25 protein-coding genes and 1 pseudogene are annotated in these 24,804 nt (G+C 71.3%); 11 read left to right on the top strand and 15 right to left on the bottom strand.

Annotated features, from left to right (window positions below; translation table 11 throughout):
• Positions 1 to 30: 30 nt before the first annotated feature.
• From MXD57_RS09145 to MXD57_RS09130, 4 genes and pseudogenes are all read right to left on the bottom strand, one after another.
• On the bottom strand, positions 31 to 363 hold the full coding sequence (locus MXD57_RS09145; RefSeq protein WP_284505291.1) for a thioredoxin family protein: 333 nt from the start codon (positions 361 to 363) through the stop codon (positions 31 to 33).
• Complete coding sequence (locus MXD57_RS09140; protein ID WP_250400819.1) at positions 360 to 812, bottom strand: MerR family transcriptional regulator; 453 nt, start codon at positions 810 to 812, stop codon at positions 360 to 362. The genes MXD57_RS09145 and MXD57_RS09140 overlap by 4 nt, the downstream gene beginning before the upstream one ends.
• 29 nt (positions 813 to 841) lie before the next feature.
• Positions 842 to 1,000 (bottom strand): annotated as a pseudogene (locus tag MXD57_RS09135) (DUF2127 domain-containing protein); the annotation flags it as partial.
• A gap of 195 nt (positions 1,001 to 1,195) precedes the next feature.
• A complete protein-coding gene (locus tag MXD57_RS09130) occupies positions 1,196 to 2,614 on the bottom strand; it encodes a cation:dicarboxylate symporter family transporter (protein WP_250400832.1) in 1,419 nt (472 codons plus the stop codon).
• 121 nt (positions 2,615 to 2,735) lie between these two features.
• Between MXD57_RS09130 and MXD57_RS09125 the strand changes: the two genes are divergently transcribed.
• Both MXD57_RS09125 and MXD57_RS09120 read left to right on the top strand, forming a co-directional pair.
• Entirely contained in the window at positions 2,736 to 4,358 is a 1,623-nt protein-coding gene (locus tag MXD57_RS09125) for an ATP-binding protein (RefSeq protein ID WP_250400818.1), read from the top strand.
• Positions 4,355 to 5,059: a response regulator gene (locus tag MXD57_RS09120; RefSeq protein WP_250400817.1), complete on the top strand. Its 705-nt coding sequence runs from the start codon at positions 4,355 to 4,357 to the stop codon at positions 5,057 to 5,059. The genes MXD57_RS09125 and MXD57_RS09120 overlap by 4 nt, the downstream gene beginning before the upstream one ends.
• 27 nt (positions 5,060 to 5,086) lie before the next feature.
• Here the strand turns inward: MXD57_RS09120 and MXD57_RS09115 are convergent, their stop codons facing one another.
• Positions 5,087 to 5,674, bottom strand: coding sequence for a hypothetical protein (locus MXD57_RS09115; protein WP_250400816.1), 588 nt, complete (start codon positions 5,672 to 5,674; stop codon positions 5,087 to 5,089).
• A 231-nt stretch (positions 5,675 to 5,905) separates the two neighbouring features.
• Between MXD57_RS09115 and MXD57_RS09110 the strand changes: the two genes are divergently transcribed.
• Complete coding sequence (locus MXD57_RS09110; RefSeq protein ID WP_250400815.1) at positions 5,906 to 6,610, top strand: helix-turn-helix domain-containing protein; 705 nt, start codon at positions 5,906 to 5,908, stop codon at positions 6,608 to 6,610.
• Positions 6,611 to 6,972: 362 nt separating this feature from the next.
• Here MXD57_RS09110 and MXD57_RS09105 read toward each other — a convergent pair whose 3' ends face one another.
• Positions 6,973 to 7,998: an ATP-dependent 6-phosphofructokinase gene (locus MXD57_RS09105; RefSeq protein WP_250400814.1), complete on the bottom strand. Its 1,026-nt coding sequence runs from the start codon at positions 7,996 to 7,998 to the stop codon at positions 6,973 to 6,975.
• Positions 7,999 to 8,211: 213 nt separating this feature from the next.
• Here MXD57_RS09105 and pta point away from each other — a divergent pair, with 213 nt between their 5' ends.
• From pta to pyk, 3 genes are all read left to right on the top strand, one after another.
• On the top strand, positions 8,212 to 10,302 hold the full coding sequence (gene pta, locus MXD57_RS09100; protein ID WP_250400813.1) for a phosphate acetyltransferase: 2,091 nt from the start codon (positions 8,212 to 8,214) through the stop codon (positions 10,300 to 10,302).
• Positions 10,299 to 11,510 (top strand): acetate kinase, encoded by a 1,212-nt coding sequence (locus MXD57_RS09095; RefSeq protein ID WP_250400812.1) that lies wholly within the window; start codon positions 10,299 to 10,301, stop codon positions 11,508 to 11,510. The genes pta and MXD57_RS09095 overlap by 4 nt, the downstream gene beginning before the upstream one ends.
• Before the next feature lie 99 nt (positions 11,511 to 11,609).
• The gene (gene pyk / locus MXD57_RS09090) at positions 11,610 to 13,037 is read left to right on the top strand and encodes a pyruvate kinase (protein ID WP_250400811.1); all 1,428 of its coding nucleotides are present in this window, start codon (positions 11,610 to 11,612) and stop codon (positions 13,035 to 13,037) included.
• Between the two features lie 99 nt (positions 13,038 to 13,136).
• Here the strand turns inward: pyk and MXD57_RS09085 are convergent, their stop codons facing one another.
• From MXD57_RS09085 to MXD57_RS09070, 4 genes are all read right to left on the bottom strand, one after another.
• On the bottom strand, positions 13,137 to 14,453 hold the full coding sequence (locus MXD57_RS09085) for a hypothetical protein (RefSeq protein ID WP_250400810.1): 1,317 nt from the start codon (positions 14,451 to 14,453) through the stop codon (positions 13,137 to 13,139).
• On the bottom strand, positions 14,443 to 15,000 hold the full coding sequence (locus MXD57_RS09080; protein ID WP_250400809.1) for a DUF6114 domain-containing protein: 558 nt from the start codon (positions 14,998 to 15,000) through the stop codon (positions 14,443 to 14,445). Before MXD57_RS09080 ends, MXD57_RS09085 begins: the two co-directional genes overlap by 11 nt.
• Before the next feature lie 117 nt (positions 15,001 to 15,117).
• Entirely contained in the window at positions 15,118 to 15,771 is a 654-nt protein-coding gene (locus tag MXD57_RS09075) for a DUF6230 family protein (RefSeq protein ID WP_250400808.1), read from the bottom strand.
• Between the two features lie 622 nt (positions 15,772 to 16,393).
• Positions 16,394 to 17,365: a tetratricopeptide repeat protein gene (locus MXD57_RS09070; protein WP_250400807.1), complete on the bottom strand. Its 972-nt coding sequence runs from the start codon at positions 17,363 to 17,365 to the stop codon at positions 16,394 to 16,396.
• Between the two features lie 209 nt (positions 17,366 to 17,574).
• Between MXD57_RS09070 and MXD57_RS09065 the strand changes: the two genes are divergently transcribed.
• Positions 17,575 to 18,213 carry a TetR/AcrR family transcriptional regulator gene (locus tag MXD57_RS09065; protein ID WP_250400806.1) on the top strand — a complete coding sequence of 213 codons (639 nt, stop codon included), beginning with the start codon at positions 17,575 to 17,577 and terminating at the stop codon, positions 18,211 to 18,213.
• Between the two features lie 340 nt (positions 18,214 to 18,553).
• Here the strand turns inward: MXD57_RS09065 and MXD57_RS09060 are convergent, their stop codons facing one another.
• The 5 genes from MXD57_RS09060 to MXD57_RS09040 all read right to left on the bottom strand — a co-directional run bounded on the left by MXD57_RS09060 (position 18,554) and on the right by MXD57_RS09040 (position 21,973).
• Complete coding sequence (locus MXD57_RS09060; RefSeq protein WP_250400805.1) at positions 18,554 to 20,254, bottom strand: acyl-CoA mutase large subunit family protein; 1,701 nt, start codon at positions 20,252 to 20,254, stop codon at positions 18,554 to 18,556.
• Between the two features lie 108 nt (positions 20,255 to 20,362).
• Positions 20,363 to 20,701: a DUF3817 domain-containing protein gene (locus MXD57_RS09055; RefSeq protein ID WP_250400804.1), complete on the bottom strand. Its 339-nt coding sequence runs from the start codon at positions 20,699 to 20,701 to the stop codon at positions 20,363 to 20,365.
• 43 nt (positions 20,702 to 20,744) lie between these two features.
• Positions 20,745 to 21,254 carry a MarR family winged helix-turn-helix transcriptional regulator gene (locus MXD57_RS09050; RefSeq protein ID WP_143626818.1) on the bottom strand — a complete coding sequence of 170 codons (510 nt, stop codon included), beginning with the start codon at positions 21,252 to 21,254 and terminating at the stop codon, positions 20,745 to 20,747.
• A gap of 84 nt (positions 21,255 to 21,338) precedes the next feature.
• Positions 21,339 to 21,632 carry an MTH1187 family thiamine-binding protein gene (locus tag MXD57_RS09045; RefSeq protein ID WP_164395773.1) on the bottom strand — a complete coding sequence of 98 codons (294 nt, stop codon included), beginning with the start codon at positions 21,630 to 21,632 and terminating at the stop codon, positions 21,339 to 21,341.
• The gene (locus MXD57_RS09040; protein WP_250400803.1) at positions 21,629 to 21,973 is read right to left on the bottom strand and encodes a DUF3817 domain-containing protein; all 345 of its coding nucleotides are present in this window, start codon (positions 21,971 to 21,973) and stop codon (positions 21,629 to 21,631) included. Before MXD57_RS09040 ends, MXD57_RS09045 begins: the two co-directional genes overlap by 4 nt.
• 168 nt (positions 21,974 to 22,141) lie before the next feature.
• On the opposite strand from MXD57_RS09040, the gene MXD57_RS09035 reads away from it, so the two are divergent.
• The 4 genes from MXD57_RS09035 to MXD57_RS09020 all read left to right on the top strand — a co-directional run bounded on the left by MXD57_RS09035 (position 22,142) and on the right by MXD57_RS09020 (position 24,800).
• Positions 22,142 to 22,774 carry an AIM24 family protein gene (locus tag MXD57_RS09035; RefSeq protein WP_250400831.1) on the top strand — a complete coding sequence of 211 codons (633 nt, stop codon included), beginning with the start codon at positions 22,142 to 22,144 and terminating at the stop codon, positions 22,772 to 22,774.
• 1 nt (position 22,775) lies between these two features.
• A complete protein-coding gene (locus MXD57_RS09030) occupies positions 22,776 to 23,426 on the top strand; it encodes an AIM24 family protein (protein ID WP_250400802.1) in 651 nt (216 codons plus the stop codon).
• Positions 23,423 to 24,229 carry an AIM24 family protein gene (locus MXD57_RS09025; RefSeq protein ID WP_250400801.1) on the top strand — a complete coding sequence of 269 codons (807 nt, stop codon included), beginning with the start codon at positions 23,423 to 23,425 and terminating at the stop codon, positions 24,227 to 24,229. Before MXD57_RS09030 ends, MXD57_RS09025 begins: the two co-directional genes overlap by 4 nt.
• Before the next feature lie 94 nt (positions 24,230 to 24,323).
• The gene (locus MXD57_RS09020; protein WP_250400800.1) at positions 24,324 to 24,800 is read left to right on the top strand and encodes a MarR family winged helix-turn-helix transcriptional regulator; all 477 of its coding nucleotides are present in this window, start codon (positions 24,324 to 24,326) and stop codon (positions 24,798 to 24,800) included.
• Positions 24,801 to 24,804: the final 4 nt, after the last annotated feature.

The raw sequence follows: 24,804 nt of genomic DNA, 5'->3' as shown, positions 1-24,804 counted from the left end.
AGGGGATTTTTTGATGTGCGGGGACCGCTTTCAGAGCACGTCGGCGAGTTCCTCCAGCAGCCTCCGCCGGGACCGTGCCCCCACCATCGCCTTCACCGGCTCACCGTCCCGGAACACCAGGAACGTTGGCATCGACAGCACCTTGTACGCGTTCGTGGTGCCCGGGTTGGTGTCCACGTCGAGCTGCACCACCTTCAGCCGGCCCTCCTGCTCGGACGCCAGGTCGCTGAGCACCGGGCCCATCTGGCGGCACGGCGGGCACCAGTCGGCGGTGAACTCCACCAGCACCGGCAGATCCGCCCGGAGCACCTCCGTGCCGAAGTCCGCGTCCCGCACCTCGGACACACCGGCAGCCTTGATCATTCGCCTCGCCCTCCCAGCTCGCACAGGGGCTCCGGACCGCCCGGAACCAGCGACTCGGCGACCGGCGCCGCCCACTCCCGGCCCCGCTCGGGCGGAGCGAGCCCCACGGCCCGCTCGAGCTGCCCGGCGACCTTCTCCCGCGCCGCCGTGAGCTGCCCGATGAGCGCGTCCAGCTCGTCCAGCTTGCGCCGGTAGACCACCAGGGACGCCGGGCAGGAGTCGCCCTCCGGGTGCCCGGCCCGCAGGCACTCCACGAACGGCCGCGTCTCCTCCAGGTCGAACCCGCAGTCCTGCAGGGTCCGGATCTGGCGGACCAGCCTGAGGTCGCCCTCGTCGTAGGTGCGGTGCCCCCTGTCGTCACGCCGGGCGGGCAGCAGCCCCCGCGTCTCGTAGTAGCGCAGGGCGCGGGTGGTGGTCCCGGCCCGTGCGGCCAGCTCGCCGATTCGCATGGGTACGAAGGTAGGTGTTGACGTCGGCGTCAAGGCAAGGACCGGCCGTGGGCGGCCATTCGGGCCGACTCCTCCACCTCCGGCAGCGAGGCGCTGCGCCGCTCCGCCCCGAACCCGCGGCGCCCGCCGCGCAGCCCGAACAGGCGCTTGGCCGGCGCGACGCGGAGGACCGCGAGGACCGCGAGGACGTCGAGGACGTCGAGGACGTCGAGGACGAGAGTGGCGGGAACGAGCACCGACGTGCCGTCCCGGTCGGACCGGAACGGCACGTCAGCGGATGGCGGCCGGACGGCCGGGGCACGAAGGGGGGACCCGGCCCGCCGCTGGTGGAACCGGACGCCCGGCCCGGGTTCAGGCGGGGCCGGGCGTCCGGGGCCTTCGGATCAGGCCTTGGCCAGTTCCCTCTCGTCGCCCTCGCGGGGCTCGGGCAGCCCGGTGCCGGCGGACGGCCGCTCGTCCGGCGAGGTCGTCTCGGAGAAGGGAAGCTCACCGGCCAGTACCCGCCGCACCCGGTCGTTGTCGATCTCCTTGGTCCAGGTGCCGATCAGCACGGTGGCCACGGCGTTGCCGGCGAAGTTGGTCAGGGCGCGGGCCTCACTCATGAACCGGTCGATGCCGACGATCAGGCCGACGCCGTCGACCAGCGCCGGCTTGTGGGACTGCAGGCCGCCGGCCAGCGTGGCCAGGCCGGCGCCGCTGACGCCGGCGGCGCCCTTGGAGGCCAGCAGCAGGAACAGCAGCAGCGGGATCTGCTCGGCGACGGACATCGGGGTGCCCAGGGCGTCCGCGATGTACAGCGACGCCATGGTCATGTAGATCATCGTGCCGTCGAGGTTGAAGGAGTACCCGGTCGGCACGGTGATGCCGACGACCGGCTTGCTGACGCCCAGGTGCTCCATCTTCGCGATGAGCCGCGGCAGCGCGGACTCGGAGGAGGACGTGGACAGGATCAGCAGGAACTCGCGGGCGAGGTACTTGAACAGCGAGAGGACGTTCACACCGGCGACGATCCGCAGCACGGCGCCGAGCACGACGAAGACGAAGAGGAAGCAGGTCACGTAGAAGCCGAGCATCAGCACGGCGAGGCTCTTCAGCGCGTCCAGGCCGGCCGAGCCGACGACGGCCGCGATGGCGCCGAAGGCGCCGATCGGGGCGGCCCACATGACCATGGACAGGACGCGGAAGACCAGCCGCTGGATGTGCTCGACACCGCGCAGCACCGGCTGCCCGGCCGAGCCCATGGCCTGCAGCGCGAACCCGGTGAGCAGCGCGATCAGCAGGGTCTGCAGCACCTGGCCCTCGGTGAAGGCGGACACGAACGTGACCGGGATGACCGACAGCACGAAGTCCACCGGCGGCAGCGCGTCGCCGGAGACCTGGGCGTGCCCGGTCTGCTTGAGCGCGTCGGTCAGGTGCAGCCCGTCCCCGGGGTGCAGCACGTTGCCGACGACGAGCCCGATGGCGAGCGCGACCAGCGACATCACCAGGAAGTAGCCGAGCGCGATACCGCCGACGGCGCCGACCTTCGCCGCTTTGCGCACCGAGCCGATGCCCAGCACGATCGTGCAGAAGATGATCGGCGAGATCATCATCTTGATCAGGTTGACGAAGCCCGTGCCCAGCGGCTTCAGCTCGACCGCGGCATCGGGCCAGATCAGTCCCACGGCGATACCGAGTGCGACCGCCACGATGACGGCGATGTACAGGTAATGGGTCCGGTCCCGCCTGGCGCGGGGTGCGGCAGGTGCCGTATCGGGGGTACTGGCGGCCACGGCTGCCCTCCTTGACGTCTTCGTCGGCATCACCGGCGTGCGGCTCACGTCCGGGGTGTACGGGGAATGCCGTGACTATCTCCCGCCCTGTGAGGGCGGTCACCCTTCCGTTCATTTAGTTCACGCCTGAAGGGAGAGGCACACTGCTGGCATGCGCCTCCCGTCCCTGCCCCGGCCCCGCAGCCTGGCGGCCCAGCTGTTCGCCGTGCAGGCGGTGCTGATCGCGGTGGTGGTGGCCGGGTACGCGCTGTTCACCTACCTCGGCGACGGACGGCAGGCGCAGGACGCGGCGGCCCGGCACGCGACCGCCGTGGCCCGCTCGATAGCGGACTCCCCCTCCGTGCGCTCGGCGATCCACAGCCCGGATCCGACCAGGGAGCTGCAGCCGTACGCGGTGCGGGTGATGCGGGACACCGACGTCGACTTCGTGACGATCATGAACCCGTCCGGCATCCGCTGGACCCATCCGGACGAGAAGCAGATAGGCCGGCACTTCCTGGGCCGCATCGCGCCCGCCCGGCAGGGCCGCACCTTCACCGAGACCTACACCGGCACCCTGGGCGCGTCCGTCCGCGCGGTGACCCCGGTGCGGGAGGACGGCCGGGTCATCGGGCTGGTGAGCGCCGGCATCAAGGTCGAGGCGATCAGCGCCCGGGTCCAGGAGCAGGTCACCGCCCTGCTGGGGGTGGCCGGCGGGACCCTGCTGCTGGGCGCGGTCGGCACCTACGTGGTCAACGCCCGGCTGCGCCGGCACACCCACGGCATGAACGCCACCGAGCTGAGCCGGATGCACGACTACCACCAGGCGGCGCTGCACGCGGTGCGCGAGGGGCTGCTGATGCTGGACGGGCGGTACCGGGTGGCGCTGATCAACGACGGCGGCCGGGAGCTGCTGGGGGTGGGCGGCACCGGTGACGTGGACCTGATCGGCCGCTCGGTGGCCGACCTGGGCCTGCCCGTCCCGCTGACCGGGGCCCTGCTGTCGTCGAAGCCGCGCGTGGACGAGGTGCACCTGACGGCGTCCCGGGTGCTGGTGGTCAACACCTCACCGGTGTCGGGCGGAGAGCGCCGGGGCACGGTGGTGACGCTGCGCGACGTGACCGAACTCCAGTCCCTGACGGGTGAGCTGGACTCGGAACGGGGCTTCACCCAGGCCCTGCGCTCGCAGGCGCACGAGGCGGCGAACCGCCTGCACACGGTCGTCTCGCTGATCGAGCTGGGCCGGGCCGGGGAGGCGGTGGAGTTCGCCACGGCGGAACTGGAGCTGGCGCAGGCCCTGACCGACCAGGTGGTCGCGGCGGTGAGCGAGCCGGTGCTGGCCGCGCTCCTGCTGGGCAAGGCGGCGCAGGCGAACGAGCGGGGTGTGGAGCTGGTGGTGTCGGGGGACAGCCGGCTGGACGACGGACCGCTCGGCGGCCTGCCCGCGCGGGACCTGGTGACGATCCTCGGCAACCTGGTCGACAACGCGGTGGACGCGGCGCAGGGCAGCGCCGGGGCACGGGTCACGGTGACGGCGTACGCGCAGGACGCCGAGCTGGTGCTGCGGGTCTCGGACACGGGGGCAGGGGTCGACCCGGCCCACACGGACCTGGTATTCCAGCGGGGGTACTCCACGAAGCCTGCGGGACCCGGCGGACGGGGCCTGGGCCTGGCCCTGGTGCGGCAGGCGGTCACGCGTCACGAGGGCGCGCTGACGGTGACGGAGGCCGAGGAGGGCGGGGCGGTGTTCGAGGTGCGGCTGCCGCTGCGCACGGCGGTGGGCGGCGGCGGATGACCGGGGAGCGGCAGCCGATCCGGGTCCTCGTGGTGGAGGACGACCCCGTCGCCGCCGACGCGCACGTGATGTACGTCGGGCGGGTGCCGGGGTTCGTCGCGGTCGGAACGGCGCACACGGGGGCGCAGGCGCGCCGGTTCCTGGACCGCACGGCGGTGGACCTGCTGCTGCTCGACCTGCATCTGCCCGACGTGCACGGGCTCGAGCTCGCCCGGTCCCTGCGGGCGGCGGGGCATCACGCGGACGTCGTGGCGGTGACGTCGGCCCGGGACCTGGCCGTGGTCCGGGAGGGTGTCTCGCTGGGCGTCGTGCAGTACGTCCTGAAGCCGTTCACCTTCGCCACGCTGCGCGACCGGCTGGTGCGCTACGCCGAGTTCCACGCCGCGGCGGGCGAGGCCGGCGGGCAGGACGAGGTGGACCGGGCGCTGGCCGTGCTGCGCGCGCCGTCCCCCGCCGCGCTCCCGAAGGGTCTCAGCGGCCCGACGCTGGAGCGGGTGACCGGCGCCCTCCGGGACGCCCGGGAGGGCCTGGCGGCGACCGGGGTCGCGGAGGCCGTGGGCATCTCCCGGATCACCGCCCGCCGCTACCTGGAGCACCTGGTCGACGCCGGAAGGGCCGAGCGGCGTCCCGTGTACGGCCAGGTGGGCCGGCCGGAACTGGTGTACCGCTGGGTGCCGGAGGCACCGGCACCCACCCGGTGACCGCCGGGGACCGGTCCGGCCCGCCGCTCACCCCGGGTCCCCCGCGGCCCCGTCCCCGCCCGCACCGGCGCCCCCGGCCCCGAACGGCACGGCGTACTGGACGATGTACACCCCGAGTCCGGCCACCGAGGCCGCCTCCAGGACGGAGAGCACCGCCAGCCCCGGCGACACGCCGTCCCCCACCCAGTAGACGATCAGCGCGCCGAGCGGCACGACGCAGAAGGCCAGCAGGTCCACCACGCACTGGGCGACCTTGCGCGACACCCGCCGCGCGTCGCCCCGGTGCGCCACCTCCCAGCGGAACACCTCGCTTCCCGGCGTCCGCACCGTCTCCGCCAGTCGGGGCCCCAGTTCCTCGCGCACATAGGCCCCGATCGCCGAGATCTTCTGGTCGTTGACCAGGTACGTCCAGCCGAGCACGACGCACACCGGCGGCAGCGCCAGCAGCATCGCGGTCTGCCTCGCCTGCGCGGCGGCGGCGATCACCGCGGCCACGACGGTCAGCGTGACGTAGAGCAGGTTGTCCCGGAACCCGATCCGCGTCTTCTGCTCGTCCTTGATCGTCTGGTACTCGGTGAGCAGCAACTGCCCGACGCTCACGTCTCGTTCGGCCATGTGTGTCCCTTCCCCCGGCAGTACCCCAAGAGTGTGCCGCAGACGGGGCCCGCCGTCCTGGTCCGGACGGCCGCGGGTACCTGGCACCGCGGGCGCCTGCCGGCGTCGGCGAGCGGGTGCGGAACCGCCGGTTCCTCTGCCGAACGTCCAAAAACCGGCCCTTCCACACCCGGTGATCCTGGTCGAACCGACCGTAGTCAGCCCCTCCGCCGCAGCCCTAGCTTGTGCCGGGTGCGCCCACCTCCGCCTCGTTCCGACCCCGGTCCCCCCTTCGACGCCCCGGCCGCCCGCAGACTGCGGGCCGCCCTCGGCATGGGGCCCGAGCACGTCGCCCACGGGATGCGGGTCTCGTACGGACTGCCGTATGTGACGCCCGGCCTCGTCGTCGCCTGGGAGCGCGGTGCCGCCGCCCCGGGCAGCGCCGAGATCACCGCGCTCGCGGGGGTGTTGTGGTGCGCACCGGCAGAACTCATCGGCCGTCCCCGGACCCTGCGGGAGTACCGCGTGGCCCGCGGGATCGCGCCCGAGGACGTCGCCCGCGCCGTCGGTGTGGAGCTGCGCGGGTATCTGCGGATGGAGGAGAGCGGGCAGTGGCGCGGCAACGAGCGCCAGTCGGCCGCCCTCGCACGGGTGCTCGCGCTCCCCCCGCCCGACTTCGTGGCGGTCACCGGCCGGGAGGCGGCGCTAGCCGGCCTGCTGCGCGGCGCGGCGACGACCCGCTGGCAGGCGCAGGTGCGGCCGGTGACGCGGCTGGTGCCCCTGGACCAGGGGGTCGTGGAGGCCGTGCTGCGGGAGCTGCACCAGGACTACCAGGGGCACATGACCGCCACCCTCGGCTGGGGTGGCGGCGGCAGCGGCGCCGGCGAGTCCGGCCGGGAGTTCCTCGACCGGATCGTGGACCACTTCTGGACGGCGGTGGAGTCCAGGGGTTCCTGACTCAAGTCGGGGGGCGGGGCGAGAGCCGCGGCTCGCCCCCGCGCAGACCTCGGCCGGCGCCGGCCGTCCGGCCCGGGGCGGGTACACCGCGCGCGGCGCCCGGCAGGCCTTCCCGGTCGGCGCGCGCCGGCCTGTGCGGCGTCGGCCGAGGCTCGCCCCGTCGCGGCGCCCGGCCGGCGGACCTCGACCGAGGCGGCGCCAGTGCCGCGACCGGCAGGGTTCACCGGCTCGCGGCGCCCGGCACGGCACCGTGCCGCGTCGTCGCATCACCCGAGTACGTCCGGTACGCGGACGACGCTCCGCCTTGCGCTGCACCGCACCGGACGCCGCGAGCCTTCCGGCAGACCCTTCCGGTCACAGCACTAGAAGACCGACTCCGCCTCGTCCATGCGGTCCTTCGGGACCGTCTTCAGCTCGGTGACGGCCTCAGCGAGCGGCACCATCACGATGTCGGTGCCGCGCAGCGCGGTCATCCGGCCGAACTGGCCGCGGTGCGCGGCCTCCACGGCGTGCCAGCCGAAGCGGGTGGCGAGGACGCGGTCGTAGGCGGTGGGCACGCCACCGCGCTGGACGTGGCCGAGGATGACCGGCTTGGCCTCCTTGCCGAGGCGCCGCTCCAGCTCCCAGGCCAGCGCGGTGCCGATGCCCTGGAAGCGCTCGTGGCCGTACTGGTCGATCTCGCCCTTGCCGTAGTCCATGCTGCCCTCGGCGGGATGGGCGCCCTCGGCGACGCAGACGACGGCGAACTTCTTGCCGCGGGCGAAGCGCTCCTCGACCATCTTCACCAGGTCGGCCGGGTCGAAGGCGCGTTCCGGCAGGCAGATGCCGTGGGCACCGGCGGCCATGCCGGACTCCAGGGCGATCCAGCCGGCGTGCCGGCCCATGACCTCGACGACCATCACGCGCTGGTGGGACTCCGCCGTGGTCTTCAGGCGGTCCATGGCCTCCGTGGCCACGCCGACGGCGGTGTCGAATCCGAAGGTGCGGTCGGTGGAGGAGATGTCGTTGTCGATGGTCTTGGGGACGCCGACGACCGGCAGACCGGCGTCGGAGAGCATCCGGGCCGCGGTCAGGGTGCCCTCGCCGCCGATCGGGATCAGCGCGTCGATGCCGAACTCCTCGACCATGTCGGTGGCCTTGTCGCAGGCCTCGCGCAGCCGGTCGCGCTCGAGCCGGGAGGAACCGAGGATGGTGCCGCCGCGGGCCAGGATGCCGCTGACCGCGTCCAGGTCGAGGGAGCGGTAGTGCCGGTCGAGCAGACCCCGGTAGCCGTCCTCGAAGCCGATGACCTCGTCGCCGTACTGCGCCACCGCCCGGTGCACGACCGACCGGATCACGGCGTTCAGGCCGGGGCAGTCGCCGCCTGCGGTGAGAACTCCGATGCGCATCGTGCTGTGTCTCCTGCTCGCTGTCGGTACCTGTGAGCCACTGCCGATTCTTCCACGTCCGCCGGCCGGTCGATGTCCTGACGGGCGCCTTAACCCTCACCGGGGGTATTGTCAAGAGGGTTCCGCTCACCTGGGTGAGCGATTTTTGTGCCACGGACTTTGCGCCGCGGAAGAGACCGGCGAGACGGCGAGACACAGGAACGGAGTGCACACGTGACGCGCAGCGTGTACGTGACCGGCATCGACCGCGGCGACGGCCGCCAGGTGGTGGAGCTGGGGGTCATGGAGCTGCTCACCCGGCAGGTGGACCGGGTGGGCGTCTTCCGGCCGCTCGTCCATGACGGCCCCGACCGCATGTTCGAGTTGCTGCGGACGCGGTACCGGCTCACCCAGGACCCGGCCACCGTCTACGGCATGGACTACGTCGAGGCGTCCGCGCTCCAGGCCGAACGGGGCACCGACGAACTGGTCTCCACCCTGGTGGACCGCTTCCACCTGGTGGCCCGGGACTACGACGTCGTCCTCGTCCTCGGCACCGACTTCGCCGGCACCCAGCTCCCCGACGAACTCTCCGTGAACGCCCGCCTCGCCAACGAGTTCGGCGCGTCCGTGATCCCGGTGGTGGGCGGCCGGGGACAGCCCGCCGACGCGGTGCGCGCGGAGATCCGCAACGCGTTCCGGGCGTACGACGGGCTCGGCTGCGACGTGCTCGCCATGGTCGCCAACCGGGTGGACCGCGAGCACCGGGACGAGATCGCGCGGCGGCTCGCGAACCGGCTGCCGGTGCCCGTGTACGTGCTGCCCGACGAGCCCGCGCTGTCCGCGCCCACGGTCGCGCAGATCACCCAGAGCCTCGGCGCGCGGGTGCTGCTAGGCGACGACTCCGGGCTCGCCCGCGACGCGCTGGACTTCGTGTTCGGCGGTGCGATGCTGCCGAACTTCCTGACCGCGCTGACCCCGGGCTGCCTCGTGGTGACCCCGGGGGACCGGGCCGATCTGGTCGTCGGTTCGCTGGCCGCGCACAGCGCCGGGACCCCGCCGATAGCCGGCGTGCTGCTCACCCTGGACGAGGTGCCGAGCAAGGAGATCCTCACCCTGGCCGCCCGCCTCGCCCCGGGCACCCCGGTGATCTCCGTCGACGGCAACAGCTTCCCCACCGCCGAGCGGCTCTTCTCCATGGAGGGGAAGATGACCGCGGCCACCCCGCGCAAGGCGGAGACCGCGCTCGGTCTGTTCGAGCGGTACGCCGACTCCGTCGACCTGGCGCGCCGCGTCTCGGCCCCGAGCGGCGACCGGGTGACCCCGATGATGTTCGAGCACAAGCTGCTGGAGCAGGCCCGCTCGGACCGTCGCCGGGTCGTCCTGCCGGAGGGTTCCGAGGAGCGGGTGCTGCACGCCGCCGAGGTGCTGCTGCGCCGGGGCGTGTGCGACCTGACCCTGCTGGGCCCGGCCGACGGGATCCGCAAGAAGGCCGCCGACCTGGGCATCGACCTCGGCGACAGCCAGGTGATCGACCCCGCCACGTCCGAGCTGCGCGACGCCTTCGCCGAGCGGTACGCGCAGTTGCGCGCCCACCGCGGCGTGACCGTGGAGCTGGCCTACGACGTCGTGTCGGACGTGAACTACTTCGGCACCCTGATGGTGCAGGAGGGTCTGGCCGACGGCATGGTGTCCGGCTCGGTGCACTCCACGGCCGCCACCATCCGGCCGGCTTTCGAGATCATCAGGACGAGGCCGGACTCCTCGATCGTCTCCTCCGTCTTCTTCATGTGCCTGGCCGACAAGGTGCTGGTCTACGGCGACTGCGCGGTCAACCCGGACCCCGACGCCGAGCAGCTCGCGGACATCGCGATCCAGTCGGCGGTCACGGCCGCGCGGTTCGGGGTGGAGCCGCGGATCGCGATGCTGTCGTACTCCACGGGTTCGTCCGGTTCGGGCGCCGACGTCGACAAGGTGCGCCGGGCCACCGAGCTGGCGCGCTCGCGGCGGCCGGACCTGAAGATCGAGGGGCCGATCCAGTACGACGCGGCCGTGGAGCCGTCCGTGGCCGCCACCAAGCTGCCCGGCTCGGAGGTGGCCGGCCAGGCCACCGTGCTGATCTTCCCCGACCTCAACACCGGCAACAACACCTACAAGGCCGTGCAGCGCTCGGCCGGCGCCATCGCCGTCGGCCCGGTGCTGCAGGGCCTGCGCAAACCCGTCAACGACCTGTCCCGTGGCGCCCTCGTCCAGGACATCGTCAACACCGTCGCCATCACGGCGATCCAGGCCCAGACCCCCAGCGAGAAGGCGGCCGAGCTGTGACCTCCCCCACCCGAGTCCTCGTCCTCAACTCCGGCTCCTCGTCGGTGAAGTACCAGTTGCTGGACATGCGGGACAGCAGCCGGCTCGCGGTGGGGCTGGTCGAGCGGATCGGCGAGCAGACCTCGCGGCTGGAGCACACCTGCGCGACGAGCGGCGAGACCCGGGAGCAGACCGGGCCGATCGCCGACCACGACGCGGCGCTGAAGGCGGTCGCCGAGGAGCTGTCCCGGGACGGCGTGGGCCTGGACTCGCCGGAGCTGGCCGCGATCGGGCACCGGGTGGTGCACGGCGGCATGTTCTTCACCGAGCCGACCGTGATCGACGAAGCGGTGCTCACCGAGATCGAGCGCCTGATCCCGGTCGCGCCACTGCACAACCCGGCCAACCTGACCGGCATCCGCACGGCGACGGCGCTGCGCCCGGACCTGCCCCAGGTGGCCGTCTTCGACACGGCCTTCCACACGACGATGCCGGAGTCCGCCGCGCGCTACGCGATCGACCCGAAGCTCGCCGACCGGCACCGCATCCGCCGCTACGGGTTCCACGGCACCTCGCACGCCTACGTCTCCCGCCGGACCGCGCGGCTGCTGGGCAAGGACCCCTCGGAGGTGAACGTCATCGTGCTGCACCTCGGCAACGGCGCCTCGGCGTCCGCGGTAGCGAAGGGGCGGTGCGTGGACACCTCGATGGGGCTGACGCCTCTGGAGGGTCTGGTGATGGGGACGCGATCCGGCGATCTGGACCCGGCCGTCATCTTCCATTTGGCTCGTGTCGGCGGAATGTCCATGGACGAGATCGACAGTCTTCTCAACAAGAGGAGCGGTCTGTTCGGCCTGTGCGGGGACAATGACATGCGGGAGATCCGCCGCCGGATCGACGAGGGCGACGACGAGGCCGCCCTCGCCTTCGACATTTACATTCACCGGCTCAAGAAGTACATCGGCGCCTATTTCGCGGTGCTCGGCCGGGTGGACGCGGTCGCGTTCACGGCCGGGGTCGGCGAGAACGCGGCGCCGGTGCGCGAGGCGGCCGTCGCCGGTCTGGAGCCGCTGGGCCTGGCGGTCGACGGCGGGCTGAACGCGGTACGCGGTGGTGGGCCGCGGCTGATCTCGCCGCCGTCCGCCCGGGTGGCGGTCGCGGTGGTGCCGACCGACGAGGAACTGGAGATCGCGACACAGACCTACGAGCTGGTCGGAAAGAAGAGCTGAGCAATACACCTGAGTAACACGCCTGAGCGCATGACCGCCCATTTGTATCTTCCGCCAGACGGAATATTCCGCAGCGAAACAAACCGATAGGATCGCCCCATGCGCCGTTCGAAAATCGTCTGTACTCTCGGCCCCGCGGTCGACTCCCACGAGATGCTCGTCGCCATGATCGAGGCGGGTATGAACGTGGCCCGTTTCAACTTCAGCCACGGCTCCCAGGCCGAGCACCAGGCGCGGTACGACCGCGTCCGGGCCGCGTCCAAGGAGACCGGCCGGGCCATCGGTGTCCTCGCCGACCTGCAGGGCCCGAAGATCCGCCTGGAGACCTTCGCCGAGGGCCCGGTCGAACTCGAGCGGGGGGACGAGTTCGTCATCACCACCGAGGACGTCCCGGGCGACAAGCAGATCTGCGGGACGACCTACAAGGGCCTGCCGGGCGACGTCTCGCGCGACGACCAGATCCTGATCAACGACGGCAACGTCGAGCTGAAGGTCCTGGACGTCGAGGGTCCCCGGGTGCGGACGGTCGTCATCGAGGGCGGTGTGGTCTCCGACCACAAGGGCATCAACCTGCCCGGCACGGCCGTGAACGTGCCCGCGCTGTCCGAGAAGGACGTGGAGGACCTGCGCTTCGCGCTCCGCATGGGCTGCGACATGGTCGCGCTCTCCTTCGTCCGGGACGCCAAGGACGTCGGCGACGTGCACCGGGTGATGGACGAGGAGGGCCGCCGGGTCCCGGTGATCGCCAAGGTGGAGAAGCCGCAGGCGGTCGAGAACATGGCGGACGTCGTGATGGCGTTCGACGGTGTGATGGTGGCCCGCGGCGACCTGGCCGTCGAGTACCCGCTCGAGAAGGTCCCGATGGTCCAGAAGCGCCTGATCGAGCTGTGCCGGCGCAACGCCAAGCCGGTGATCGTCGCGACCCAGATGATGGAGTCGATGATCACCAACTCCCGCCCGACCCGCGCCGAGGCCTCCGACGTGGCCAACGCGATCCTGGACGGCGCGGACGCGGTCATGCTGTCGGCGGAGTCCTCGGTGGGCGCCTACCCGGTCGAGACCGTCAAGACCATGTCGAAGATCGTCAGCGCGGCCGAGGAGGAGCTGCTCGCCAAGGGCCTGCAGCCCCTGGTCCCGGGCAAGAAGCCGCGCACGCAGGGCGGTTCGGTGGCCCGCGCCGCCGCCGAGATCGCCGACTTCCTCGGCGGCCGGGGCCTGATCGCCTTCACCAAGTCCGGTGACACCGCCCGCCGCCTGTCCCGCTACCGCGCGTCCCAGCCGATCCTGGCCTTCACCACCGACGAGGGCACCCGCAACCAGCTCACGCTGAGCTGGGGCGTGGAGTCCCACATCGTGCCGTTCGTCAACAGCACCGACGAGATGGTCGACATGGTGGACCAGGAGCTGGCCAAGCTGGGCCGCTTCAGCCCCGGCGACACGATGATCATCACCGCGGGCTCGCCCCCCGGCGTCCCCGGCACCACCAACATGGTCCGGGTGCACCACCTGGGCAGCCAGGGCGACTGACCGGCACGCCGGGAGTCGCGGCACGCACTGAGGGCGCCCCCTGTGGCAGGGGGCGCCCTCAGCTCTGTGCGCGGCTCCCGAACGGGCTTGTGTGCAGGCTCAGTCGGTGGTGTAGACGTGCATGCCGGGCACGTGCAGATTGCCACCGAACTGGGCCGCCTGGACGACGTGGACCTTGGTGAAGTAGATCAGCGGGATGTTCAGCGGGGGCGGGTTGTCCGGGCTGAACGTGACCGGGATCAGCCCCAGCAGGTTGCCGGAGATGCTCTCGGTGTACATCACCGTGTCACCGCCGGTGATGGTGGACTTCGAGCCCTTGGCCGCCTGTACGTGGTACGTCTTGCCGGCCTGCTTGTCCTTCACCGTCTGGTGCAGGTCGCCGATGTCCGTGCCATTCGAGATGACGTACTTCAGCACCTTCTTGGTGGTGCCGTTGGCGGTCCTGACCTCGACTATGCCCTGGTAGTCGGCGCCCTTCAGGGTGAGCGAGCTGGCGTCCAGGTACCAGGGGTCGTCGGCCACCGGCACCTTGTTGTCGACGCCGCCCTCGGCGTCCGTGGCCGCCGGGCAGTCGTCGGGGGACGTCGTGGAGCTCGCGGACGGGCTGGGCGTGGCCGACTCGGCCGCGTCCTCGACCGCCCGCGTGGTGTCCTCGGCCGCCTCGGAGGCCTTGTCGGTGGTGTCCTCGACGGTGTCCGTGACGGTCTTGGTCGTCTTCTCGACGGTGTCCTTCACGGTGCCGGTCTCGCTGTCGGCGCCGGTGGAGCCGGGCGAGGACGAGTCCGCCGACGGCGACGCGGACGGCTCCGGGCTCGCGGACGCGCCGGAGTCCTCGCTGCCACCGGTGAGGATGTCACCGAGCGTGTCGCCGAGGGTGCCCAGCACACCGCCGCCGCTCTCGGTCGCCGACGGGGACGGCGTCGCCGTGTCCCCGTCGGGCCCGGAGCCGGAGTCCGGAGCCGGGTCGGAGGAGCCGGACGTCGCCGAGGGCTCGGGGGCGGACTTCTCGTCGGAACCTGAATCCGGCGAGGAGCTCTTGCCCGAGGCCTGCTCGTCCGCGCTCCCGGCGGACGCCGTGGGGGTCGGCGTCTCCTTGTCCGTGGACTCGCTGGGGGACGGCGAGGGCGAGTCGGAGGCCTTCTCGGAGTCCTGCAGCGCGTCCACGCAGTCCTGGTACTCCGCGGCCTTCTGGCTGTTCGACGTCGTCCCGCCGTTGTTGTCGGCGAGGGCGAGCGTCGAGGTGAAGCCCATGCCCACGATGACGGCGGTGGGCATCGCCACGGAGGCGATCGCCTTGCCGGCGGGCATGTGGAACCTGGTGAACAGCGGCCGCCTGGGTGCCGCGTGGCGGGGACCGGTTCTAGCACGGGACCCGTCCACCACATCGGCCCCGTGGGTCACCTCGTCAGCCGGCACTGTGCCTCCCGTTCGCCCCGTTGGCCGGGCTCGTTCCCGACAGGTCGTTCGACTCGTTCACGGTGCCCGCGTCCGAGTCCTTTTCCAGCCAGGACCCGGAAGCGGCCGCCTGCCCCGTTCCGGTCTCCGGCGCGCTCTCCGGCGCGGCCGGTACACCCGGCGCCCACGACACGGCCATCGCACCGCCGACGAGGGCGAGCAGGAAGCCGACGATGAAGCCGCCGAAGTTGGACACCGGCAGGGACACGAGCCCGAGCAGGATCGCGGCGACGCCCGCGAAGGTCCGTACGTGCTTCTGGAACCAGAGGCTGACGCCGAGTACGACGAGCAGCACGCCGATGATCAGCGATCCGGCCCCCGCGGTCGTCGACATCGCCAGCGTCAGGTGACCGACCTGGAGATGCGCGTACGGGAAGTACATGATCGGAAAGCCGCTGAGCAAGACGAGGAGGCCGGCCCAGAACGGCCGGGTGCCCCGCCAGGCGCGGAACTGCAGCCTCCGGCGGGTGAACTGGCCGGGGTCGGCAGCAGGAGTCTCGGCGCTCATGGAAAACAGCTCCCTGGTGCGGCGTTGCTGTGGTGGTGATGTGCGCCGCGCGTGAAGACGCGGCCGGAGTGTGGACGGGCGGGGGCGCCACCGGCTCCCCCGCCCGTCAGTGAGTGCTCAGTAGCACTCGATCCCTGCGCCGCTGCCCTTGCGCAGCGACATGTGCAGACCGCTGAGCTTGAAGGTTCCGGCGGTGGTCGCCCACGCCGTCTGCTTCACGTCGGTCAGGTCCGCCGAGTCCGCCTGCTGGGCGAAGCCGAACGGGTTGGCCTGCTCGCCGTTCCCCTTCATGCCCGGACCCTTGCTGGCGTCCTTGGCGGCAACACCGATGTCGATGTTGTGGAAGACGGCGTCGGCCTGCAGGTCCTCGACGTCGATGTACAGGCGGTCGGCCTCGACCTGCTTGCTCTTGTCGGAGCTGTTGCCCGCCTCGAGGCGGAGCGTCACGTCACCGATGACCGGGAGGTCAGGGGTGACGACCGACTGGCACATCTTCTGGATGGTCGCGCTCTTGAAGGCCGAGACCGCGACCGGGTGGAGCGTCTTCTGGCCGGTCATGGTGTAGCCCTCGTCGAGGGCCCCGTACTGCGCGAAGCCCTCGCCGTGGAGCGACTTCGCCGTCACCTTGAACGACTGCCCCGAAACGCTGAACGAAGCAGCGAGAGCACCCTGCGCCAGGGCGACACCTATCGCTGCCGTGGCGGCGACGCTGGGCACCATGACCACAGCGAACCGCTTCCATCTGGTCCCGCCACGCACCTGGGACTCCATATTTCCTCCTTCTCGGACGTACATCTCCTGGCCCGACTCGCCCCAATCGGCGGCTCAGCCAGGCAGGGATGGGAGAAGTGCTACGTCCTCGGAAAGGAGAGCGCCCGTACTCATCAGGCACGAACCGCGCCCGAACCACCGGCGATCACCCCCGAGCGACAACCACTGGTCGCGCCTGACACGCATCACGCACAACCTTCTGGACAGGCTTCGCCGTACGGCGAAGACCCCCCTGCCCTAGAGCCGGCGCCACTGCCGCCGGCTCTGCCCGGTGGGGACCCAGAGTCTCCCTCGACCCGACCGGCTGCCGGGGGTGCGGGATTGGACCGAGCGTCGCCGATCGTGGTGCATTCTCGGCCCGGACACAAGGGGGTTCGTTACTCGCTAGTAACGGCCGGATAACCGAAGAACGGCCCGGCGACCCAGAAGGGCGACGCTGGGTGTCGACGAGGGGCGGAGCAAAGCCGTTGATCCCTGGACGAAACCAGACAGATCAACGGCGTTGATTTACTCCGAGTAACAGCGGCCGCAATTGCCAAGTTTTGGCAAAGTGCGGCCGCCCTGACGCCTTGTAGGCGAATTTTTCACCCCGGCATCACATGCCGGGGTGTTTAGCGACTGGTCAGAACAGAGCCCGGGCCAGGGCCCGTCGGGCCCCGACCACCCGGGGATCCTCGGGTCCCACGACCTCGAACAGCTCCAGCAGCCGGCGCCGCGCCGCGTCCCGGTCGTCACCCGCCGTGCGCGCCACGGTGTCGATCAGCCGCCCGAAGGCGTCGTCGACATGGCCGCCCACCAGGTCCAGGTCGGCGGCCGCGATCTGCGCGTCCACGTCGCCCGGCTTGCCGGCGGCCTCCGCGCGCACCCGCTGCGGGTCCATGCCCTGCACCCGCCGCAGCAACTCCGCCTGCGCGAGGCCCAGTTTGGCCTCCATGTTGCCCGGGGCGTCGCTCAGCACGTCCCGGTACGCCTGGACGGCCCCGTCCAGGTCGCCCGCGTCGAGCGCCTGCACGGCGGCCTCGAGGAGGGCGTCGTGCGGCCCCGCCGGCACCTCCTGCGGCGCCCCGGCGCCCGGCTCGGCGTCCGCGTCGACGCTCAGGCCGGTCAGCCCGAAGCGCTGCTCCGCCACCTGCACGAGCTGGTCCAGGGTCTCCCGGATCTGCTGTTCGCCGGCCGCGCCCTGGAAGAGGGGCAGCGCCTGCCCCGCGACGACGGCGAAGACGGCCGGAATCCCCTGGACCCCGAACTGCTGCATCAGCATCTGGTTGGCGTCGACGTCGATCTTGGCGAGCACGATCCGCCCGTTGTACTCGACGGCCAGTCGCTCCAGGACCGGGCTCAGCTGCTTGCAGGGCTGACACCACTCGGCCCAGAAGTCGATGACGACCGGCACTTCGGCGGACCGTTGCAGGACTTCCCGCTCGAATCCGGCTTCATCGACGTCGATGACGAGGTCGGCCGGGGAGACGGCCCCCGCGCCGCCCTGCCGGGCGGCTTCGGCGCGCGTCTGCTCGGCCTTGGCCTTGGCCTCCTGGGCCGCCTTCACCGCGGCGAGGTCGACGACGCCGCTCATGGACATGTTGCGTGGCTGCATGCGTCTATCCTCCCCCGTCCCGGCGCGTGAATGAAAAAAAGCCGCGGTCGGCGCCGGGTCCCCACCCCACGCCGGTGTCCGTCGCCCGTGTACGTCCCTCACGAGCTTTCGCTACGACCCGTAGCGTAATGCCATGTGGGGGCGCCGCGACACCACTCTCCGGTGATCTCCCTCACGACCGCACAGATTCCGCCGGTTATGGTCGACGCATGCAGAGCCGCCACCCCGCCAGCCGTACCGGACGCCCGCGCAGCGCCGCCGCGGACGCCGCGATCCTGGCCGCCACACGGGACGCTCTGGTGGAACTGGGCTGGTCGGGGCTGACCCTGAGCGACGTGGCCACGCGGGCGGGGGTCGCGAAGACGACGCTGTACCGCCGCTGGGCGGGCAAGCACGAACTGGTGGTGGACGCGGTCGCGGAGCTGTTCGACGAGCTCGAACTGCCCGACCGCGGCAGTCTGGCCGCCGACATCGAGGGCGTGGTGCTCCAGTTCGCGGCGATCCTGGCCCGCCCGGAGGCCAGAAGTGGCCTGATGGCGGTGGTCGCGGAGGCGACCCGCGACGAACCCCTGCGCGAGCGGATCCGCGCCTCGATCGTGGACCGCCAGATACGCCTGGTCCTGGAGGGCCGCGCCCGGGCCCTGCGCCGCGGCGAACTCCCGCCGGAACCGGACCCGGCGGAGTCGTCCCGCACGGTGGACCTGATCTTCGACATGGTGGCGGGCGCGGTGGTCCACCGCACCCTGGTGAGCGGCAAGCCGGCGGACGAGGCCTGGGTGCACAGCTTCACCCGGGTACTGCTGCTCGGCCTGGCCGCCCAGCCGGACGGCGGTGCGGTCCAGGCCTGAGGCCAGGGCGCCGGCTCCCTCCCGGACAGACCCGCCGGCGAGCGGGGAGCGATCCGCGACGGACAGTGGCGCCGGTGCCGCGTCGGGCGGGGTTCGCCCCGTCGCGACGCCAAGGGCTTGTCCCGTGATCCCCGGTGGGTCGGCGCACGGCGCCGGATGCGGTGCGCCGCCCGGCGCAGGGCCGTCCCCGTACCGGTCGGGTCCGGGCGATCCGACAACGCGGCGAGGTGCCGTGGCCGTCGTCGTGCGCCCGCCGGGGATCGCGGGACAGCCCTCACGGGCCTGTCGCGAAGGTCCCGCCCCGCCCGCGGGGCAGGCGGGACCTTCGCGACAGGCGCCGCTAGAACCCCGCCGGTTCGGTGTAGACGCCCCACTCGTCCCGCAGCACCCCGCAGATCTCCCCCAGGGTGGCCTCGGCCCGTACCGCGTCGAGCATCGGCTCGATCATGTTCGCCCCGGACCGGGCGGCGCCGAGCATGTCCGCGAGGGCGGAGCGCACCGCGGCCTCGTCCCGCGCCTGCTTGCGCGAGCCCAGGACGCGGACCTGCTCCCGCTCCACCTCGTGACTGACCCGGAGGATCTCCAGGTCCCCGGTCACCGATCCGGTGGCGACGTTGACGCCCACGACCCGCTTCTCGCCCTTCTCCAGGGCCCGCTGGTAGCGGAAGGCGGACTCGGCGATCTCGCCGGTGAACCAGCCGTCCTCGATCCCGCGCAGGATTCCGGAGGTGATCGGGCCGATGGGGTGCCGCCCGTCCGGGTGCGCCCTGAGCCCCCGCTCCTTGATCTGCTCGAAGATCTTCTCCGCGTCCGCCTCGATCCGGTCCGTGAGCTGCTCGATGTACCAGGAACCGCCCAGCGGGTCCGCCACGTTGGCGACGCCGGTCTCCTCCATCAGCACCTGCTGGGTGCGCAGCGCGATCTCGGCGGCCTGCTCGCTGGGCAGTGCCAGCGTCTCGTCCAGCGCGTTGGTGTGCAGCGAGTTGGTGCCGCCGAGCACGGCGGCCAGCGCCTCCACGGCCGTGCGGACCACGTTGTTGTACGGCTGCTGGGCGGTCAGCGAGACGCCCGCGGTCTGCGTGTGGAAGCGCAGCCACTGCGCCTTCTCGCTCTTCGCGCCGTACACGTCGCGCATCCAGCGGGCCCAGATCCGCCGGGCGGCGCGGAACTTGGCGATCTCCTCGAAGAAGTCGACGTGCGCGTCGAAGAAGAAGGACAGGCCGGGCGCGAAGACGTCCACGTCGAGCCCGCGGCTCAGGCCCAGCTCGACGTAGCCGAAGCCGTCCGCGAGCGTGTACGCCAGCTCCTGCGCGGCCGTGGCCCCCGCCTCGCGGATGTGGTAGCCGGAGACGGAAAGCGGCTTGTACGCGGGGATGCCGGCCGCACAGTACTCCATCAGGTCGCCGATCAGCCGCAGATGGGGCTCCGGCTGGAAGAGCCACTCCTTCTGGGCGATGTACTCCTTGAAGATGTCGGTCTGCAGCGTGCCGTTGAGGACCGACGGGGCCACGCCCTGCCGCTCGGCGGCGACCAGGTACATGCAGAAGACGGGCACCGCGGGCCCGCTGATCGTCATGGAGGTGGTGACGTCGCCCAGCGGGATGTCCTTGAACAGGACCTCCATGTCGGCGGCCGAGTCGATGGCCACGCCGCAGTGCCCGACCTCGCCGAGCGAGCGCGGGTCGTCGGAGTCGCGCCCCATGAGCGTCGGCATGTCGAAGGCCACGGACAGACCGCCGCCGCCCGCGGCGAGGATCATCTTGTACCGCTCGTTGGTCTGCTCGGCGTTGCCGAACCCGGCGAACTGGCGGATCGTCCAGGTGCGGCCGCGGTAGCCGGTCGGGTGGAGCCCGCGCGTGAAGGGGTACTCCCCGGGCCACCCGATCCGCTCGAATCCCTCGTACGCGTCCCCGGGCCGGGGTCCGTACACCGGCTCCACGGGGTCGCCGGAGAGCGTGGTGAAGTCTGCGTCGCGCTTGCGCGCGGCGTCGTAACGGGCCTGCCAGCGCCGGCGGCCTTCCTCGATGGCGTGAGCGTCCATACCATCGAATTTACTTGGACGTCCTAGTAAATGTCGATGCCAACTGGGTCACGACCGTGTCGAAAGCCGCCGTACGGGTTCCGTACGGCGGCGGCACGAGGCGTGCGGTCAGGCCTCGGCGACGGCCGGGGCCCCGCCCTCGGCCCCGCCCCCCAGCTCGCGGCTGATCCTGCGCTCGACGAAGAAGGCGGCCGTCGGGATCGTGCCCGCGAGCAGCACCCAGAGCTGCTTGCCGACCGGCCACTTCGCCTTGGAGCCCAGGTCGAAGGCGAAGACCAGGTAGAGGACGTACAGCCAGCCGTGCGCGATGGCGACCACCCGGGTCACGTCGGCGGCACCGTCCATGTCCAGCCCGTACTTCGCGATCATGCTCAGGCACAGCAGGACCAGCAGCACGCCGGTGACGTAGGCCAGGACGCGGTAGCGGGTCAGCACGCTCTTCTTCATGCCGTCGAGCGTAACCGCCCGTTCCGGGAGATCCTGCCCCGGGTCACCCCTCGTCGAAGTCGTGCGCCGCGATCCGCAGGGGGCGCAGCATGGCGAAGATCTCCGCGCACTCCTCGGCGTCGTAGGCCCCGAGGCCGAAGTCCATCGCCATCAGGTCGCGGGTGGCCGCGTCGACCACCTCGCGGCCCTTCTCCGTGATGACGGCGAGCGTGCCGCGGCCGTCGTTGGGGTTGGGGCGCTTGGCCACCAGACCGGACCTGACCAGCCGGTCCACGGTGTTCGTCACCGAGGTCGGGTGCACCATGAGCCGCTCGCCGATCTTGGACATCGGCAGCTCGCCCGCCTTGGAGAAGGTGAGCAGCACCAGCGCCTCGTAGCGCGCGAAGGTCAGTCCGTACGGCTTGACCACCGCGTCGACCTCGGCCAGCAGGATCTGCTGCGCCCGCATGATCGAGGTGATCGCGGCCATCGCGGGCACGTTTCCCCAGCGCTGCTTCCAGAGCTCGTCGGCGCGCGCGATGGGGTCGAAGGGGAGGCTGAGAGGCTTGGGCACGTCAGCAGACCCTACCGGCCGGTCATATGCCGGTCAGCCCTGTCTCGGCTTTCGGTCACCCGGCGGCCACGCGTGCGGGGCGGGTCAGCCCGCGAGGTGCCGTTCGACGGTCTCGACCTTGGAGGTCAGGCCGTCGGTCACGCCGGGCCGGATGTCCGCCTTGAGGACGAGCGAGACCCGCGGAGCCCGCGCCTCCACGGCGGCGACCGCCCGCCGGACGACGTCCATGACCTCGTCCCACTCCCCCTCGACGGAGGTGAACATGGCGTCGGTGCGATGGGGCAGCCCCGAATCGCGGACCACCCGCACGGCGTCGGCGACGTACTCCCCCACGTCCTCGCCGACGCCCAGGGGCGTCACGGAGAAGGCGACGATCATGCGTTCACGACCCCTTCCTTGCGGGCGCGGGCGGCGATGACGGCGCTCTCGGCCTCGCGGCGCAGCCTGCGCTCCGCGAAGAACCCGCCGGTGGGCAGCACGGACAGGACGAAGTAGAGGGCCGCGGTGCCGAAGCCCCACTTGGCACGGTTCCAGGCGTCCGCCCAGAAGAGCACGTACAGGACGAACAGCACGCCGTGGACCGCGCCCATCACGGGCACCGCGTTGAAGTCCGTGGTCCGCTTCAGCACCGAGCAGACGAGCAGGACCAGGAAGGACACGGCCTCCGGAGCGGAGACCAGGCGGAGGCGGCGGAGGGCGGAGGCGGTCTTGATGTCCACGGATCACCTTCGGTGGGAGTTGCGACGACGGGCCGGCTGCTTTGTGAACACACGCACAAGCCGACTCCATTCTGGCAAACCACGCTCCTGGGGGAGCGCTCAGGGTCGTTCTCCACCCGTGGGCCCTGTTCCCCCCACCCGGCCCGCCGCTACTTTCCCTGCGTGGCGATGTTCCGACTTCAGGGAAGCAAGGTGCTCGCCGTCGACATGACCGGGGACGCCGTCAAGGCGAAGAACGGCTCGATGGTCGCGTACGACGGGCAGATGACCTTCAAGAGGCTGAGCGGCGGCGGCGAGGGGCTGCGCGGGATGGTGACCCGGCGGCTCACCGGCGAGCAGATGACGGTGATGGAGGTGAGGGGGCAGGGGACCTGCTGGTTCGCGGACCGGGCCGCGGAGATCAACCTGGTCGGCCTGCGCGGGGACAAGCTCTACGTCGAGTCGGGCAACCTGCTCGCGACCGACGCGGGGCTGCGCACGGGCACGACGTTCACCGGGATGCGCGGCGCCTCGCAGGGCAACGGGCTGTTCACGACGACCGTCGAGGGCCACGGGCAGGCGGCCGTCCTGTCGGACGGACCGGCGGTGGTGCTCCGGGTCAGCCCGCAGTACCCGCTGATCGTCGACCCGGGCGCCTACGTCGCCCACCAGGGCGACGTGCGGCAGACCTTCCAGTCCGGGGTGACGTTCCGCACCCTCTTCGGGGAGGGCGGCGGCGAGGCCTTCCAGATCCGCTTCGAGGGCGACGGGCTGGTGTACGTCCAGCCGAGTGAGCGCGACACGATCGCGGGGGACCTGTGAGATGACCTTCCGGGAGATCAACAGCAAGATGGTCGAGGCGTCCGTGCTGCCCGGGCAGCGGCTGTTCAGCCAGCGCGGGGCGATGCTCGCCTACCGGGGCGAGGTGTCCTTCACCCCCGACGTCCGGGGCGGCCAGGGCGGCCTGATGTCCATGATCGGGCGGCGGGTGGCCGGCGAGGCGACCCCGCTGATGTCCGTCGAGGGCAGCGGCACGGTCTTCTTCGGGCACGGCGGCCACCACGTCCACGTCGTCGAACTCACCGGCGACACCCTCTACGTCGAGGCCGACCGCCTGCTCGCCTTCGAGGGCACGCTCCGGCAGGGCACGATGTTCATGGGTTCCCAGGGCGGGGTGATGGGCCTGGTGCGCGGCCAGGCGACCGGGCAGGGCCTGTTCACCACCACCCTCCAGGGCCGGGGCTCGGTGGCCGTGATGGCGCACGGCGGCGTCTTCGAGATCCCGATCACCCCGCAGCGCCCGGTGCACGTGGACCCGCAGGCCTACGTCGCCCACCACGGCGAGGTGCGCAACAGGCTGTCCACCGCCCTCGGCTGGCGGGAGATGGTGGGCCGCGGCTCGGGGGAGGCGTTCCAGCTCGAACTGAGCGGCAGCGGCACGGTGTACGTCCAGGCCTCGGAGGAGAAGCTGTGAGCGCGTACGGAAGCCCCGGCGGCCCCGTGGTGCACGACCCGGTGTCCCTGCCCGCCGACGACAACGTCGGCGACTACACGTTCTGCGTCGAGCTCAGGGGCGGGGAGTGGTTCCTGCAGAAGGGGAAGATGATCGCCTACTACGGGGCGATCGAGTTCAACGGCATCGGGCACGGCCGACTCGACCGACTTGTCCGCACGTCGTTCCATTCGCCACTGCACGCGAGCGACTGGGTCGTGGCGGCCGGCTCCGGGAAGATGCTGCTGGCCGACCGGGCCTTCGACGTCAACTCGTACGACCTGGACGACGGGAACTTGACCATTCGCGCGGGCAATCTGCTCGCTTTTCAGCCAAGTCTCGCGCTCAAGCAGTCGATCGTGCCCGGTTTTCTGACACTCATCGGAACCGGAAAGTTCGTGGCCGCATCTAACGGTCCGGTGGTCTTCCTGGAGCCCCCGATCCGGGTGGACCCCCAGGCACTGGTCGGGTGGGCCGACTGCCCGTCACCGTGTCATCACTACGACCACGGGTATCTGACAGGTGTGATGGGCGGTCTACGTGCGATGACGGGCCTGGGCGGGGCTTCCGGCGAGGAGCACCAGTTCGAGTTCGTGGGCGCCGGGACGGTCCTGCTCCAGTCGAGTGAGACGCTCATGGCGGAACAGGCGACAGGGGCGGTTCCGCCCGAACCGGGGGTTCCCGGCGGTGGCGGAGCGGCACCGGGCGGACACGGTCCGCAATCGTCGGGCGCACCGCGCCTTCCCGGACAGCTCGGGGACCTCCAGCGTCGCTTCGGGCTGTGAGCGGTAGTCTGCGGAGTGTGACGGCTCGAACGCGTGCGCACCGTCACACCATCCGAAGTAGTTCGTCATTCAACTTCTTAGGTAGACTTCATTCATGGAGACCGAGACGGCCACGCGCTGGCTGACCGATGCGGAGCAGTGCGCCTGGCGCACCCACCTGGAGGTCAACAGGCTGTTGACGTACCAGCTCGAAAGAGATCTGCAGCCGTTCGGCCTGACGATGAACGACTACGAGATTCTTGTGAATCTGTCCGAGTCGGACGACGTGCGGATGCGCATGAGCGACCTCGCGTCCGCGACGCTGCAGTCGAAGAGCCGGCTCTCGCACCAGATCACGCGGATGGAGAACGCGGACCTGGTGCGGCGCGAGAACTGCGAGTCCGACCGGCGGGGGCTGTACGCCGTGCTGACGGAGCACGGCATGGAGACGATGCGGAAGGTCGCGCCGCACCACGTGGCATCGGTGCGCAGGCACTTCATAGACCTGCTGTCGCCCGACGCCCTGACCGAGCTGGACAAGGCGCTCAAGCCCATCGCCGAGCACCTGAGAGGGCAGCGCGGGCGTCCCTGAGGGC

The organism is Streptomyces cellostaticus, from assembly GCF_023630175.1.
Lineage (GTDB): Bacteria > Actinomycetota > Actinomycetes > Streptomycetales > Streptomycetaceae > Streptomyces > Streptomyces cellostaticus_A.
Note: the sequence above shows the minus strand (reverse complement) of the source record. Positions and strands in the feature narration are given on the sequence as shown.